6 protein-coding genes are annotated in these 17,613 nt (G+C 38.7%); 4 read left to right on the top strand and 2 right to left on the bottom strand.

The window, feature by feature from the left end; translation table 11 throughout:
- Nucleotides 1-8,420 (bottom strand): non-ribosomal peptide synthetase (locus tag Y7E_RS0106135; protein WP_017150410.1); only part of this gene is annotated, 8,420 nt, incomplete at its 3' end.
- Nucleotides 8,417-14,914, bottom strand: coding sequence for a non-ribosomal peptide synthetase (locus Y7E_RS0106130; protein ID WP_017150409.1), 6,498 nt, complete (start codon nt 14,912-14,914; stop codon nt 8,417-8,419). The genes Y7E_RS0106135 and Y7E_RS0106130, both read right to left, overlap by 4 nt.
- A gap of 30 nt (nt 14,915-14,944) precedes the next feature.
- Here Y7E_RS0106130 and Y7E_RS0106125 point away from each other — a divergent pair, with 30 nt between their 5' ends.
- From Y7E_RS0106125 to Y7E_RS29275, 4 genes are all read left to right on the top strand, one after another.
- Entirely contained in the window at nt 14,945-15,631 is a 687-nt protein-coding gene (locus Y7E_RS0106125) for an IS6 family transposase (protein WP_017150319.1), read from the top strand.
- A 626-nt stretch (nt 15,632-16,257) separates the two neighbouring features.
- Nucleotides 16,258-16,536, top strand: a complete 279-nt coding sequence (locus tag Y7E_RS0106115) for an AbrB/MazE/SpoVT family DNA-binding domain-containing protein (protein WP_017150407.1) — start codon at nt 16,258-16,260, stop codon at nt 16,534-16,536.
- 169 nt (nt 16,537-16,705) lie between these two features.
- The gene (locus tag Y7E_RS0106110; protein WP_017150406.1) at nt 16,706-17,047 is read left to right on the top strand and encodes a hypothetical protein; all 342 of its coding nucleotides are present in this window, start codon (nt 16,706-16,708) and stop codon (nt 17,045-17,047) included.
- Nucleotides 17,048-17,275: 228 nt separating this feature from the next.
- Entirely contained in the window at nt 17,276-17,608 is a 333-nt protein-coding gene (locus Y7E_RS29275) for a hypothetical protein (protein WP_017150405.1), read from the top strand.
- Nucleotides 17,609-17,613: the final 5 nt, after the last annotated feature.

Genomic DNA, 17,613 nt, shown 5'->3' with positions numbered 1-17,613 from the left:
CTTGAACCATGCAACAGCATTTGTAATTGCTGAATAGATGCATCAAAGGCAATTGACGCATTTAAACCGACATGCATGTTAGATGGTATCTCATGTGCGAAAACCTCTTTCTGTAAACCATGCGACAAGTTTATTACAGAATGATGCTGTACCAAAACACCCTTTGGATTCCCCGTCGATCCCGAAGTATAGATAACATACGCTAGGCTTTCTCCTGTTACCTCACATTTTGGTGAAAGAATGCTTTCTTGTGAAATCATTGCTTGATCCCTATCTAGACAAACTACCTTGACTTCTTTAGGTATCCAATCTTCTAATGATTCGTTCGTAACTAATACTTGAATTCCAGTGTCCTCCAAAATATATCGTAGGCGACTTTCTGGATATGATGGGTCCAATGGAACATATGCTGCTCCAGCCTTCCAAATCCCCATAATACCAACAATCATCTCAACTGAACGCTCAAAGCAAAGTCCAACTAATGATTCAGTCCCAATCCCACATTGCTGAAGATAGTGGGCCAATTGATTAGCTTTTTCATTGAGCTCTCGATATGTTAACTGCTGTTTTTCATCTACCACTGCCACCGCGTCAGGTGTACGATTTACTTGCTCTTCAAACAGCTGATGAATCGCACTTTCTTGTGGATATGCTACGGCATTATTATTCCACTCTTCTAACTGTTTTTGCTGTAATCCTGATAGTATAGGTAACTTAGCTAATGATTTATCAGGATGTTCCACGATTAAATTCAACCAGTTTCCAAAATGTTCAGCCATAGATTCAATAGTTAAACTGTCAAATAACTCAGTCCTATAAACAAAATTAAGCGATAAACCCTCTTCCACTTCTGCAGCAGTTAAACTTAAATCAAACTTAGCGATTGGAGCGTTGCTCTCCATTACTTCTATATTTCGTCCATGTAGCTCTGGTAGTTCCTGTCCCGTATTTTGCAATGTAAACATGGTTTGGAAAATCGGAGAATGACTTGTACTTCGTTCAGGTTGGATAACCTCTACAATTTTCTCAAACGGAACATCTTGATACTCATACGCCTTCAATGCTTTTATCCGCACTTGAGACAACAACTCTTGAAATGCCGGTGCATTACTTAAATCAGCTCTATAAACCAATGTGTTGACAAAGAAACCAATCAGCCCTTCAATTTCTCGATAATTTCGATTTGCAATTGGGCTGCCAACAATAATATCCGATTGTCCCGTATAACGGGCAAGGAAACTTTGATACGATGCCAATAAGGTCATGAAAAGCGTGGCCCCTTCTTGACGACTTAGTTCGTTTAATTTATCCAGTAATGAGCGTGACAACAACACATTATGAGTTAATCCATGGTGGGTTTGCACTAGAGGACGTGGACGATCCATCGGCAACATTAAGACTGGTAACTCACCAGATAATTCTTCCTTCCAATATGCAAGCTGTTGATTTAGTACTTCATCTTTCAACCATTCTCTTTGCCACTGAGCAAAATCGGCATATTGAACTGGTAGTGGTGCAAGCTCTGCTGGTTTTTCACCAATCGCCTCCTCATAAAATGCCATCCATTCTTGGAGCAAGATTTCCATCGACCATCCATCTGAGACAATATGATGCATATTACACAGAAGAACCCATTCTTCGTCTGAAATTTTCACGATTTGTCCACGGAACAATGGTCCTTGTTCTAAATTAAATGGAGATTCGACTTCAGTTTGAATCCATTGCTCTAATTCTCTTTCTCTCTCCTCTAATGAAAGCTTAGTTAAGTCCATTTGCGGAAGAGGACGGAAAATATACGGTCGAATCTGTTGCACAGGATGACCGTCCACTTCATGAAATACCGTACGCAAAGATTCATGACGCTCTATCAACTGATTCCATCCCAACTCCAATGCTTCAGGTAACCAATTCCCTTTAAGGCGGCATACCATTGGCATATTATAAAGTGCACTATTAGGTGCAAATTGATCAATAAACCATAAGCGCTGTTGGGCATAAGAAAGTGGAATATTATTTCCTCGTTCCATCGGCATCAATGATGGAATTTCTCGTTTTTCGCTCCCCTTACGTAACTGATCCATTCGTTTCGATAATGCCTCGACCGTTGAATATTCGAACAGTTCGCGTACCGGTAATTTAATTTGAAAGATTTCTTGTAAGCGTGAGACCACTTGTGTAGCAAGTAAAGAGTGACCACCAAGCTCAAAGAAAGAATCCTGAACACCAATGTCTCCTATTCCTAGCACTTGACTCCACACTGAAGCGATAAGTTCTTCCAGCGGAGTTCGTGGGTATACAGTATTTTCAGTGGATAGTTCACTAAGTATAGGCAATGCCTTCAAATCAAGTTTTCCATTCGGTGTAAGTGGTAAAAATTCCATCTCAATAAAGTTTGTTGGAACCATATAATTTGGTAAATGTGTTTGTAGATGTTCTCGCCATTCATCGACACTTCCTTCACCCACTACATAAGCTACTAATCTCTTGTCACCTTGCTTATCCTCCCGTACCAATACAACCGCTTCTTTCACAGAAGAATGTGCCTGTAAAACTGCTTCTATTTCTCCCAATTCAATCCGGAAACCACGAATTTTCACTTGGTCATCTATACGACCATGGAACTGGAGATTACCATCAGAAAGATAACTTGCTTTATCTCCGGTGTAATAGAGACGTTCTCCTGACTTGAAAGGATGTGGAATAAATTTTTCCTTTGTGAGATCCGGACGATTAGCATATCCACGTGCAAGACTCTTCCCTCCAATATATAAATCTCCAATCACACCAATTGGTACTAACTGAAGATGAGAATCTAAAACATAAACTTCTGTATTCGCAATCGGTCGACCAATCGATGGCGTACCTTTTGTCACTCCTACAGGTACATAACAATCCGTGGTAACAACGGTATTTTCCGATGGACCATACTGATTGATTACCGCAAAAGGAATATCTTTAGATGGATACTGCGTTAATTGATCCCCACCAGTAATGATAAAACGAAGATCCGTTTTATCTGGCCAAGATAATTTCAAGAGTCTTTCCAGAATAGGCGTAGGTGCAAAACTAGCTGTTATTCGCGAATCAATGAGCCAGTCTCTTAGTGCTTCTGGATTAATTCTCAGTTCCTCTGTTGACAAGTAGAGTGCTGCACCAGCAGTTAGATACGGCCAAATCTCCTGGACAGCCGAATCAAAGGCAATTCCCGCAATCTGGGTCGCACGATCCTCTGTTGTAATACAATAAACTTCTTGATGCCAAGAGACCATATTCATTAATGAGCGATATTCAACCATGACGCCCTTTGGCTTTCCTGTAGAACCAGAGGTATAGACGATATAAGCTAAGTTCTCTGGATTTATCTGCCGTGTAGGTGCAGTTATACTTTCCACTGTTAATTCTTCTAACCTCACCATTTCGACGTGTTCGAAATGGTCTTCTTGTCCTTCCGCTGTCACTACAATTTGAATTCCTGCATCTTCAATCATGTATTCTAACCTTGATTTTGGATACAACGGATCTAAAACGACATAAGCTCCACCAGCTTTTAAAATGCCTAGTAAACTTGCCATGAGCTCAGCTGACCTCGGAAGATAAACTCCCACGACTGACTCTGGAGCGACTCCTTTTCGCTGTAAAACATTTGCCAACTGATTTGCTTGTGCATCCAGTTCACCATAAGTCCACTTTTTTGTTTGATCAACTACGGCAATCGCATCAGGACACCTTGCAACTTGTTCCTCAAACCTGTCGCAAATAAGACCCTGAGGGGACATTTCCATTACAGTGTCATTCCATGCTTCTAATAACAAAGTACGCTCAGCTTCCGATAGCATGCTCAGGTCATGCAACGGATTTTGTGGGTGATGGGAAACTTCGTGTAGCCATTTCTCAAAGTGTCCTGCCATCCGTTCAATAGTTGTAGCATTAAATAAATCCTTATTATATTCAAAAGTAAAAAGTAATCCCTCTTCCATCTCAGCTACCATTACACTTAAATCAAACTTTGCGATTGGACTATGGCTTTCTATCATTTCAATACTTCTACCAGATAACACCGGGAACTCTTGTTTCATATTTTGCAAGATGAACATAGTTTGGAAGATTGGCGAATGACTTGTACTCCGCTCTGGTTGTACAACTTCTACAATTTTTTCAAAAGGGATATCTTGATATTCATACGCCTTCAATGCCTTTTGACGAACCTGAGACAGAACATCCTGAAATGTCGGTCTACCACTCAGATCAGCCCGATAAACCAACGTGTTGACGAAGAAACCAATTAGTCCTTCAATTTCTCTATAATTTCGATTAGCAATTGGACTTCCTACCAGAATATCTTCTTGTCCCGTATAACGTGATAGAAAACTTTGGTATGCAGCTAACAGGGTCATGAAGAGTGTAGCCCCTTCTTGTCGACTTAATTCATTCAATTTGTCATGTAGAGTGCTTGGCAGAACCAGAGTGTATGTCGATCCATAATGAGTTTGTATTGCAGGACGCGGGCGATCCATTGAAAGTTGGAGTACAGGAAGCTCCCCAGACAATTCTTCCCTCCAATATTGGAGTTGTTGATCAAGCACTTCCTCCTTCAGCCATCCTTTTTGCCACTGAGCAAAGTCGGCATATTGAACTGGTAATGGTTCAAGTTCTGCTCCCTTTCCATCCGTGGCTTTCTCATAGAATGCCATCCACTCTTCAAGTAGGACTCTCATTGACCATCCATCTGAAATGATATGATGTAGAGTACAAAGGAGAATCCATTCTGCCTCTCCCACTTGCAAAATACTTGCCCTAATCAGTGGACCCTCGCCTAAATCGAATGGCACTTCTGTTTCTTGTTGAATCAAACGTTTAACTTCTTCTTCTCGTTCTTCTGGAGAAAGCATAGTTAAATCCGTTTTCGGAATTGCTCGAAAAGCATACGGTTCAATTTGCTGCACGGGTTGACCGTTCAATTCATGAAAGACCGTCCGTAATGATTCATGACGCTCTATTAGCTGATTCCATCCCGTTTCCAATGCCTCAGGTAGCCAACTCCCTGTAAGGCGGCATACCATTGGTATATTGTAAAGTGCACTATTAGGAGTAAATTGATCGATAAACCATAAGCGCTGTTGGGCATAAGAAAGCGGAATAGTTTCCCCTCGTTCCATCGGCATTAGTGGCGGAATCTCTCGTTTTCTATCTCCTTTACGTAACTGATCTATTCGCCTTGCCAGTGACTCCACCGTTGCATACTCAAATAGTTCACGTACCGGTAATTCGATTTGAAAGATTTCTTGTAAGCGTGACACTACTTGAGTTGCTAGTAGCGAGTGACCACCGATGTCAAAAAAAGAATCCTGAACACTAATATTTCTTATACCTAACACTTGACTCCATACAGAAACGATGAGCTCTTCCACTGGTGTTCTTGATGAAGTAATATCTTCACTTATGAACTGTGCCTCCAATTCCAGTAAAGCTTTCCGATTCACCTTACCATTTGGCGTGAGTGGCATCGATTCAACTTGGAAAAAATATGCTGGAACCATATAATGTGGCAATTGCTTCTTGAGATATTCACGCCACTCTCCAGTATCCCCTTCACCCACTACATAAGCTACTAACTGCTTATCTCCTGGTCGATCTTCCTTCACCAACACGACAGCCTCTTTTACAGATGAGTGATCATGTAAAGATGCTTCAATCTCTCCCAATTCAATTCGGAATCCTCTAATTTTCACTTGGTTATCTATTCTTCCAATATACTCCAAGTTACGATCATTCATATATCTCACCAGGTCACCCGTTCGATATAATCGTTCCCCTTCCTTAAAAGGATGCGGAATAAAACGTTCAGTAGTTAACTCTGGTCGATTGAAGTAGCCACGTGCCAAGCCTACTCCTCCAAGGTAAAGTTCCCCCGCCACACCAATCGGTACCACCTGTTGATGTTGATCCAACACATACAACTCTGTATTATCAATTGGACGACCAATTGGAATAAGCATTGGTTCTTTTTCTAAATCACAATCATAATAAGTAACATCCACAGTCGCTTCGGTAGGGCCATACAAGTTAATTAACTTTGTTTGCTGAACATCGTAAAATACCCCCTTAAACCGGCGAACCTGTTCAGTATTTAATGCTTCTCCACTAGTAAAAACCTGATTTAAAGACGATACATCCCTTTTCGAATTATTTTGTTCCATATAATCTAAGAAAGTAGATAACATCGACGGAACAAAGTGCATGGTGGTCACACGATATCGTTCGATGTACTTCTCAATCACCCCAGGATCTTTCTCTCCTCCTGGTGGAAGTAAACAAACACGTGCTCCTACAAATGACCACCAAAATAATTCCCAGACAGAAACATCAAACGAAAACGGTGTCTTTTGTAGGATTGTATCCTCCTCAGATAATGGATATTTTTTCTGCATCCACTGTAGGCGGTTGATAACCGAATGATGTTCAATCATTACTCCCTTAGGATTTCCCGTCGAACCCGAAGTGTATATGATATAGGCTAAGTTATTTGCTGTTACCCCACTCACTGGAGCCAAATTACTCTCTTTAGAAATCATTGCGTGATCCCGGTCTAAACAAATTGCTTGAATATCTTTAGGTAACCAGTCCTGTAGTGCCTCTTTTGTTAACAGCACTTGAATTTGTGAATTCTCTAAAATGTATCTCAAGCGGTTTTCGGGATAACTTGGGTCCAGTGGGACATAAGCCCCACCTGCTTTCAAAATCCCAAAGAGACCAATAATCATATCTGGAGAACGTTCAACACATATACCGACCAATGATTCAGGTCCTATACCTCGTTTTTGTAGATAATGTGCCAATTGGTTCGATTTTTCATTGAGTTCTTGATACGTTAGCTTTCCACCTTCATAAACTACCGCCACTGCATCAGGTGTACGTGCAACTTGCTGCTCAAATAGCTCATGAATCATACACTCATGACCATAAACTACGTCAGTATCATTCCATTCTTCTAGGAGTTGTTTCTGCTCTGTGTCCGATAACATTGACAGCTTTGTATATGATTCATCTGGATGATACGCGATTTCATTTAGCCAGTTCTCAAAATGGCCTGCCATACGTGCAACGGTACTACTATCAAATAAATCCGTGTTGTATTCAAATGAGACAAATAGACCTTCTTCCACTTCATAGGCAGTTAAACTCAAATCAAATTTTGCAATAGACATATTACTTTCTACCATTTCGATACTTCTACCAGGCAAATCTAGTCGTTCTTGTTTTATATTCTGTAGTGTAAACATGGTCTGAAAGATAGGAGAATGACTCATACTTCGTTCAGGTTGCACAGCTTCTACCACTTTTTCAAATGGTATATCTTGATATTCGTAAGCTTTTAACGCCTTTTTCTTTGTTTGGTTCAAAATCTCCCGAAAAGTAGGGGTGCCACTCAAATCTGATCGGTAAACCAACGTATTAACAAAGAAACCGATTAATCCTTCTACTCCCTTATGATTCCGATTTGCAATCGGACTTCCGACTAGAATATCTTTTTGTCCCGTATAACGAGCAAGAAAGCTCTGGTATGCAGCCATTAAAGTCATAAATAAGGTAGATCCTTCTTGTCGACTTATATCCTTTAATTGACTGAGTAATCTATAAGGAAAAATCACGTGATGCGTATCCCCGGCATAAGTTTGCGTAACTGGTCGAGGTCGGTCCACTGGCAGTTGTAATATAGGAAGCTCTCCAGACAATTCTTCCTGCCAATACGTAAGCTGACGATTTAGCACATCACCTTGCAACCACTCCTTTTGCCACTTCGCAAAGTCTGCATATTGAATGGATAGTGAACTTAATTTAGCAGGATTCCCGCCAGCTTCTTCTTCATAGAAAGCAAGGAATTCATTCATGAATATACCGATGGACCAAGCATCAGAAATAATATGATGCATCGTACACAGTAATAACCATTCATCCTTCCCTAATTGAACAAGCTGGTAACGAATTAAAGGGCCATTCATTAAATCAAATGGTTCTTGCGCTTCTCTCACAATTAAACTATCTACCTCTTTTTCTTTTACTTCTAGAGGAAGTTGAGAGTAATCCCTTACAGGTAAGGATCTAGGAAGGAATTCGACAATTTGTTGTACAGGGTGCTCTCCTACTTCTTTAAAAACAGTTCGTAATGATTCATGACGTTCAATAAGTCGATTGAATCCCTTTTCTAATGCTTCAGGAATCCAACTTCCTTTTAGATGCCATACCGTTGGAATATTATATAAAGAACTGTTTGGGTTAAATTTGTCCATAAACCACAAACGTTGTTGTGCATAAGACAATGGGAGTTCTTCTTTATTCTCCTTTTTTTGCATTTGTTTCTGAAGCCAAGCTCTCTTCTCAGGAGAAAGTGAACTCAGCTTTGCAAGTAAATCACTTCTCATTTTTTTACCCCTTCCTCAACCAAATTACTCTCGAATATCCCTTGTGCTTCTTCCTCTGATAGCTCTTCTAATTGCTTAAGCAGTTCTAGTAATTCTTCATCATTACCCACCTCTGCTTCTTTTTGAATGTAGTCTTGAAGACTTACATTCTCCTTACTATCATTCTGCATTTCTTGATTTTTGTTATAGAGCAATTGATCAATCTGTTCTGCCAATTGCTGCACCGTATGAAACGTAAATAAATCATGCAATGGTAACTCGATTCCAAAAGCATCTTTAATATTGGAAACAGCTTGCGTAGCAAGTAATGAATGCCCACCTATTTCAAAAAACGAATCCTGTATTCCAATATTTTCTACACCTAAAACTTGATGCCATATCGAAACAATTGTTTTTTCCGTAGGTGTACGGGGAGCAATATAACCACTTGCTATCTCCTGTCTCTCTGGTGCTGGTAAAGCCTTCCTATCAATTTTTCCATTTGGAGTGAGTGGAAATGCATTCAATCTGACAAAATATGATGGAATCATGTAATTTGGTAGCTGGTCCTTGAGATAATCACGCCACTTATGAGCATCCCCATCTCCCACAACATAGGCAATCAAATGTGGATCACCAGGATAATCTTCCCGCACCATCACAAGAACTTCGTTAATTAATGCATGCTTTTGTAATGTCGCTTCAATTTCTCCTAGTTCAATCCGGAACCCACGAATTTTTACCTGATGATCGATTCGACCAAGATACTCCAAATTTCCATCTGGCAGATACCTTACTAAATCTCCAGTCCGGTATACTCGCTCTCCTTCTTTAAAGGGATGCGTTATAAAACGATCTTTTGTTAAGTCAGGGCGGTTTAAATATCCACGTGCTAATCCAGATCCACCAATATAAAGCTCACCAACTACACCAATTGGAACCATTTTTTGTTCAGCACTCAGTACATATACTTCTGTATTGAAGACGGGTTTACCAATTGGTGGTACCCTATGCATGACACCCTTTTCTAATTCCATATATGTGGAATACGTAGTATCTTCGGACGGTCCATATAGGTTGTACACCTTCTCAATCGTACTTCTCTCGTATAAATCTTGAACAAGTGAATATGGTAATGGTTCTCCAGCCAAATTCATCACCTTTACTGAAGAAGGAATTGTTTTTGCTCGAACTAGTTCCTTCGCTGCCGATGGCACAGTATTAATCAAGGTCACACCCTTGGTAGACAACTTGTCTAGATGTAGAGCATTTTCAGCGACAATCACCTTACCACCCATCGTTAAGGGAACAAACACTTCAAAAACGGATAAATCAAAGGATAGCGAAGTGGAAGCCAATACCCCAGCTAAATCCTTTCGGGAATATGTCTGATGGGCCCAATGAATCATTGTTACTGTATTCCTGTGCTCAATCATTACCCCCTTTGGATTTCCAGTGGAACCTGAAGTATAGATAATATAGGCTAAGTTATCACCCGTCACTTCACTCGTACACACTGTAGCTACTTCTTGTTCTATTTCTGCTCGATCACGATCAATACAAATCACGTCAACGGATTTAGGTATAACCATTTTTTGCTGTAACTTTTCCTGTGTCACCAGTACCTTAATATGAGCATCCTCTAAAATATATTGCAGTCGACTTTCCGGATACGCTGGATCAATTGGGACATATGCTCCTCCTGCCTTCATAATTCCTAAGAGACCGACAATCATCTCGGATGAACGTGTAACGCAAATCCCAACCAATGATTCGCATACCACACCATTTTTCTGTAAATAATGTGCTAGCTGATTCGAGCGTTCGTCCAACTCTCGATATGTTAGTTCTTCATCTTCGCATGCTACTGCAATTGCTTCTGGTGTTTTTTTCACTTGTTCTTCAAACAATGTATGAATCGTGCTTTCTTGTATATCTACAACACCTGATTTATTCCATTCCTCTAGTAGTTGCTTATATTCTACTTTCGATAACATATTCAGTTCTGATAATAAATATTTTGGATGAGAGACAATTTGATTTAACCAATGTTCAAAATGCCTTGCCATACGTTCAATGGTTGTATCATTAAACAAATCAGTATTGTATTCAAAGGTTAGCGATAATCCTTCTTTCGTCTCCGAAGCAAATAAACTCAAATCAAATTTTGCAATAGAAGCATGACTTTCCATGAGTTCCATGTGTCTTTCAGATAGCTGGGGAAACTCTTGTTTCGTATTCTGTAAAGTAAACATGGTTTGAAATATCGGTGAATGACTTGTATTCCGTTCCGGTTTTACGGATTCTACCACTTTCTCAAATGGAATGTCCTGATACTCGTATGCTTTTAGTGCTTTTTTTCGTACCTGCGACAAAAGTTCTTGGAACGTCGGATTTTCACTGAAATCAGCTCGATAAACCAACGTATTTGCAAAGAAACCTATTACCCCCTCAATCTCTTTAACATTTCGATTTGCAATTGGGCTTCCAACCAAGATGTCGTCTTGTCCTGTATAACGAGAAAGGAAGCTTTGATACGCTGCCATCAATGTCATAAATAAAGTGCATCCTTCTTGCAGACTTAAATCTTTGATCTTTTCCTGTAGGGAATTCGCCACCATTAAGGACTGACTTGCACCACGGTGGGTTTGAACCGCAGGTCGAGGACGATCCATCGGTAATTGTAAAACCGGTAGCTCCCCAGACAATTCTTCCTTCCAATATTGGAGGTGTTGATCCAAATTCTCTTCTTTTTGCCATTCCTTCTGCCACATGACAAAGTCTGCATATTGGATAGATAACTCCTTCAATTCCACCGGTTTTCCGCTTAGTTCTCCTTCATAAAAAGCCATCCATTCTTCAAGTAAGATTCCCATTGACCATCCATCCGAAATAATATGATGCATCGTACAAAGGAGAACCCATTCTTCCCTGTCCACTTTCAATATTCGTGTTCGAATCAGAGAACCTTGTCCAAAATGAAATGGTTCCTCCGCTTCGTTTTGAATGAGCCGTTTCATTTCTCTTTCCCTATCTTCCAAAGAGAGATCTGTTAGATCCGTTTGAGGGATATGTCTGAATTCATGAGATTGAACCTGTTGAAAAGGTTCACCCTCTTGTTCTAGAATTATCGTCCGTAATGATTCATGACGCTCCAACAACTGATTCCATCCGGCCTCCAATGCTTCAATTGACCATTTACCTGTTAAGCGACACGCTGCATGAATATTGTACATCGTACTATTTGGCATTAATTGATCAATAAACCATAGACGTTTCTGCGCATAGGAAAGTGGAATAGATTCTTCTCGTGTCATAGGTACAAGGGGTGGAAACTCTCGTTTTTTATCTTCTTTGCGCAACTGATCTACTCGTTTCGCTAATGCTTCCACTGTATCGTGCTTGAAAAGTTCACGTAGCTGGATTTTAACCTGGAACAATTCTTGTAATCGAGAGACGATTTGAGTGGCGAGTAGTGAGTGCCCACCCCGTTCAAAGAAGGAATCCTGAATACCGATATTTTCTGTTCCTAACACTTGACTCCAAACCGAGGCAATAAGCTCTTCCGATGGCGTCCGAGGTAGAACATTTAAATCTCCAATAGTTTGCTCATCAGGTGCTGGCAAGGCCTTTCGGTCGATTTTCCCATTCGGAGTAAACGGGAACTGTTCTAACTCTACAAAGTGCGCTGGAATCATATGATTCGGCAATTGGTTTTGTAGATACTCTCTCCACTTTCGGGTATTTCCATCGCTTATTACATATGCAACCAATCGCTGATCGCCCGGACGATCTTCTCTAACTAATACGACAGCCTCTTTAATAAACGAACATCTTTCTAAAGTCGCTTCAATTTCTCCTAGTTCAATCCGAAAACCACGCATTTTTACTTGATGGTCCATTCTACCTATAAATTCTATATTTCCATCAGTTAGATATCTTACTGAATCTCCTGTTCGATATAGTCGTTCCCCTAATCGAAATGGATGCGAAACGAATTTTTCAGCAGTAAGATTCGGGCGATTTAAGTATCCACGCGCTAAACCAGCACCACCAATATATAACTCACCCTCGATTCCTATTGATTGTAAGCGTTGATTTTGGTCTAATACATATAATTGCGTGTTTTGTATCGGCTGCCCAATAGAAACAAATTCTTGATTAGTCTGAATGTCAAATGCATTTACATAAATAGTGGCTTCAGTTGGTCCATAAAAATTGGTTAATTTTACTTGTCCGCTATGATTCCATTGCTGTTGAAATCGTCTAACTAATCCTGAACTTAGTTCTTCTCCACCAGAAAACACATGACGTACGGACGAACATTTCATGTTCAATTCAATATGATTGAAGTGATCTAAGAAAACAGATAACATCGAAGGAACAAATTGAACTATAGTAACCTGATATTTTTCAATCACTTCAGCTATAATGGAAGGATCTTTTTCTCCACCTGGAGGCAGGAAAGATACACTTGCTCCAACGTGAATACCCCAAAATAACTCCCAAACAGATACATCAAATGAGAATGGGGTTTTCTGCAAGACCACATCCTTTTCAGAAAGTGGATATTTATGTTGCATCCATTCTAGGTAATTGATTACTGAATGATGCTCAATCATCACTCCCTTTGGATTCCCTGTAGATCCTGAGGTATACATAACATACGCTAAACTTCTTCCTGTTACACTACTTGTACATGGGGTTGATTCTTCTTTTTCAATTGCAGTATAATCTTTATTCATACAAATCGTTTCAATATCTTCAGATACATATAAATTTCTCGAATTTTCTTCCGTCACTAGTACTTCGATTCCAGCATCCTCTAATATATAACGAAGCCGACTCTCTGGATACGTAGGATCAAGTGGAACATACGCCCCTCCTGATTTTAGAATCCCTAATAACGCTATCATCATTTGTAATGAACGTTCCATATATACCCCGACTAGAGACTCTGGACCTACACCACGCTTTTGTAAATAGTGTGCTAGCTGATTCGCACGCTCATCCAATTCTCTATAGGTAATTTGTTCATTTTCGTAAATAGCTGCAATTGCTTCTGGCGTTTTCTTAACTTGCTCCTCAAACACCGTATGAATCATGCCTTCAGCTGAATATTTTACTTGAGTATGATTCCATTCCTCTAGTAACTGTGTCTGCTCTTCCACTGTTAAATGAGTAATTTCAAAGAGTTTTGAATCTAGGCTCTTCGTCATCTGAATTAATATTTGCAATAAGTGACCCTGAATCCGATTTATTGTTTCTTCATTAAAATAGCTTCGATCATACATCAACTTTAAAGTAATTTTCTTACCAGGCATTACAATGAGTGTTAAAGGGTAATTTGTTTGTTCCGCACTTTTAACATTTAGTAATCTTAAATCATCATTTCTCTCACCTTGAATTGGATAATTTTCAAACACATACAAAGTATGAAATAAGGAGCTATTCCGCGGAACCTCACTCCACCCTTGAATATCAACTAATGAATTATACTCATATTGTCTTCGTTCCATTTCTTTCATCTGTATTTTACGAAGCCAATCTACGACTGATGTATCATCCGTTAATCGAATTCTAGTAGGTAATGTGTTAATAAATAGACCCACCATATTCTCTGCTCCTATCAAATCAGTAGGACGTCCAGAGCTAGTTACACCAAATACGATATCACTTTCACCGCTATACCTACTCATCAAATAGGCCCATGCGCCTTGTACTAACGTATTCAATGTTAATCGACTATTTCGTACCCACTCTTGTAAATTCTCAGTGATTTCCTCAGATATCTGATAAACACACTCTCCATAGCCCTTCTCCTGCCCTTGATTCTTTCTTTCCATCGCTAATGGCGTAGGTGCATAAAACCCCTTTAATTCTTCTGTCCAAAATTCTTCTGCTTGACTTTGATCTTGTTTATTTATCCACTGGATATATTTTTTATAAGGAAGAGATTTAGGAAGATTCAACAATTCTCCCTTTATCATCTTGAGATAAACTTCCATCACTTCACTAAAGACCAATGACACACTCCACCCATCTAGCAAAATATGATGATGTGTCCAAATGATTCTCGTTTCCTCTTCTGCTTCTTTAATCGCAGTGATTCTCATCAATGGTGCTTCATCCAATAAAAATCCTTTTCTACGATCTGCAGCCAAAAACTGGTGTAATTTCTTCTCCCTCTCCTCATACGAATGAGCACTCCAATCCTCTTGATGAATAGTAAAAGGCAGACGTTGATAAACTGCTTGTAGGGGTTTTTCTACTTCCTCCCACACAAATACTGAGCGTAGAACTTCATGTCGATGAATAACATATTCCCAAGCCTTTTCAAAAGTAGCAACATCCAATTGCCCCCCAAGCAAGAAGCCTACTTGTACAATGTAGGAATAAGAATGTTCATCATCTTGATCGTATAAAGTATGAAACAGTATTCCTTTTTGTAAAGGTGATAATCCATATATATCAATAACGGGTTCTGTTGCAAAGTTTTCTACATGAAGATACACTCTAGAAAACAAGATTTAGGAGAATCAGACATGAGGTATTTTAAAGGAAAACAATTCAAGAAAGATATTATTTTAGTAGCTGTCGGCTACTACTGCCGTTTTTCTTTAAGTTATCGCGATGTATCTGAAATCCTGAAAGAACGTGGTATTTCAGTTCACCCAACAACCATCATGCGATGGGTTCATGAATATGGCAATCTCATCTATCAAATTTGGAAAGTGAAAAATAAATCTGCACGCTTATCTTGGCATTTGGATGAGACTTATATCAAAGTTAAGGGAGAATGGCGTTATCTCTATCGTGCAATTGATAAAGATGGACACACATTGGATATTCAACTTCGTAAAAAACGGGATCATCAGGCTGCCTATGCCTTCATGAAAAGATTAGTAAAACATTTTGGAGAACCAACGGTTCTCACTACAGACAAAGCGCCGGCATTACTTTGCGCATTTAACAAATTAAGAAAACAAGGATTTTATCAAACTACAATCCATCGTACAATCAAACATTTAAACAATCTTATTGAACAGGATCATAGGCATGTAAAGAGACGTTTTGTCAAATCCGCAGGATTTCAAAATCTTCGTCATGCTTCACGTACGATAAAAGGTATCGAGACCATTCATGCCCTATATAAACAAAGGCGAAGTCTTCAAAGAGACTCCGCCTTTTCAACGTACAATGAACTTCAACAATTACTAGCTATTTCCTAAACATTGTTCCTCATTTACCAACCTGTTTATGCTTTTTTCAAACTTTGCAACAGAACCATTTTTAGAAAAAAGAAAAAATCTCACATGAAATTAAACTTATATAATCTTAGCTTGATGGGCATGGCCTCACCATATCATTCCGGGAATTCTGTACGTTTAGACACATTTTTGTCACAATTAACCCCTTTTGCTGTACGCTAAGAGATATTTGTTCAGAAAATCTTATGTTTATGAATAGAGGATAAAACTCAATAATATCAACGTTTTCTAGCTATAATCATGTTCATAAAGTGTGTAAACAAATCAATGTTCAATTAAACTTAGGTTTTTATCTTTCTGAACATGTATTCATCTTTATAAAATACTGTAATGATAAGGGTTTGTAGTCCTTAGCGTACAATTTTCCCAGAATGATATAGTGACCCCAAGTAGATCTTTGTACAAAAGGAGGAAACAATAGATGGAAGATACAAAGTATTCCTTTTCACAAAGATATAAAGAGATTCTTATTATGATTGTAAGCTTTTGGATTATAATGTTTTCAATCTTTGGAGAAATCTTGTTACAATGAAAAGTGACATGGGGTATAAAATATAGAGCTATAGAAAATTTAAGGGAGAGATTTCATGAAATCAACAGGAGTAACTCGAAAACTAGATAATTTAGGACGTATCGTTATACCGATGGAGTTAAGACGCACGCTGGAAATTGAAGAAAAGAAACCATTAGAGATTTATGTAGAAGGTGAAAAGATTATCTTGAAAAAGTATGAAGCGCATGGCGCTTGCGCAATAACAGGAGAAGTATCTGATAAGAATATTACTTTAGCAGACGGAAAGATTACACTAAGCCCGACAGGTGCAGAGCTTATAATAGAGGAATTACAGAAGAATCTTGTAAAATAATTGGCTCCTTTCAGAGGAGCTTTTTCAAGATGCATACAAATAATTTCACGTACCATATTTATTAATACACAAAATAAAAATTTTTACCAAGGGATTCTTGCTCTCGTCTGAAGTCGATGTGCTACGATAGTTCTATATTATCATTTTGACAGTAATAGGAGGCGTGTCTATGAAAAATCATATAAAAGTGAATGGACAGATTCGTCAAACAAATAAGAAATGGTCGCATCTCAGACAACAACAAAAAGAACGCATTTCTAATTGGCTTCGTAGGGAATATACAAAATTTGTACAACTGAATCATAGAAGACCTAAAAAATACGAGCATGATGAGATTCTTAGTGAAGTAATGGATCGAATCGAAGAACGTGAAATTTGGATTCCATATGGGGAAGTAAAAAGATATTATTTAAGTAAAACTGGTAAATGGTTTCGAAAAATAGAAAAAGAATGGGATGAACAAACATCCAATAATCAAGAGCAGAAAACACTAGAAAAGAAGAAACCTTAAAATCAGAGTTCTTCTTTTTATTTTTTATAAAAAAACTTTTGTTCCCATAATTTTTAAAATTTCTCTTGTAACCCTTATCTCTATTACTTTCGTGCATTTCATAAAAATGTTCCCAAAATCTTTAGTTGAAAAAATATTCTGAAAATACATTTACACTTGCGACACTTGTAATATATGATATTGATGCGAGGTGAATTTCCAATTTTTTCACAATAGGAGGATGATGGGATGAAAAAGAATTTTCTAGCTAAGGCTGGTATATTTGCGTTAGCAGCCGGAATAATTTTGCCTTCAACGGTTGCACATGGTGAAAGTTTCTCTTCTTCTATATCAGCATCTACAGAAAGTATAAACATTAATGAAGTGAGTAGTGAAACACCGATTTTTGATGTTTACGACAAAGATAAAAATCTGATTAAAACCTATACTAAGGGGGAAATAGATAAACTAAATCAGTCTCTTGTACTTAATCCATTAGTTGATTCTAATGATAATAAACTTAAAGAGGAGACACTTGTAACTCCTTTAGGTTCTGTTGCAAAGTTTTTAAAACTAAGCTAAACTTT

This window comes from Bacillus bingmayongensis, from assembly GCF_000299035.1.
Classification (GTDB): domain Bacteria; phylum Bacillota; class Bacilli; order Bacillales; family Bacillaceae_G; genus Bacillus_A; species Bacillus_A bingmayongensis.
The sequence above is the reverse complement of the archived record's forward strand: the minus strand, read 5'-3'. Positions and strand labels throughout refer to the sequence as shown.

Coding starts and splice junctions, on each gene's coding strand:
- Y7E_RS0106125 (WP_017150319.1), top strand. CDS start 14,945: ATGAGGTATTTTAAAGGAAAACAATTCAAGAAAGATATTATTTTAGTA.
- Y7E_RS29275 (WP_017150405.1), top strand. CDS start 17,276: ATGAAAAAGAATTTTCTAGCTAAGGCTGGTATATTTGCGTTAGCAGCC.
- Y7E_RS0106115 (WP_017150407.1), top strand. CDS start 16,258: ATGAAATCAACAGGAGTAACTCGAAAACTAGATAATTTAGGACGTATC.
- Y7E_RS0106110 (WP_017150406.1), top strand. CDS start 16,706: ATGAAAAATCATATAAAAGTGAATGGACAGATTCGTCAAACAAATAAG.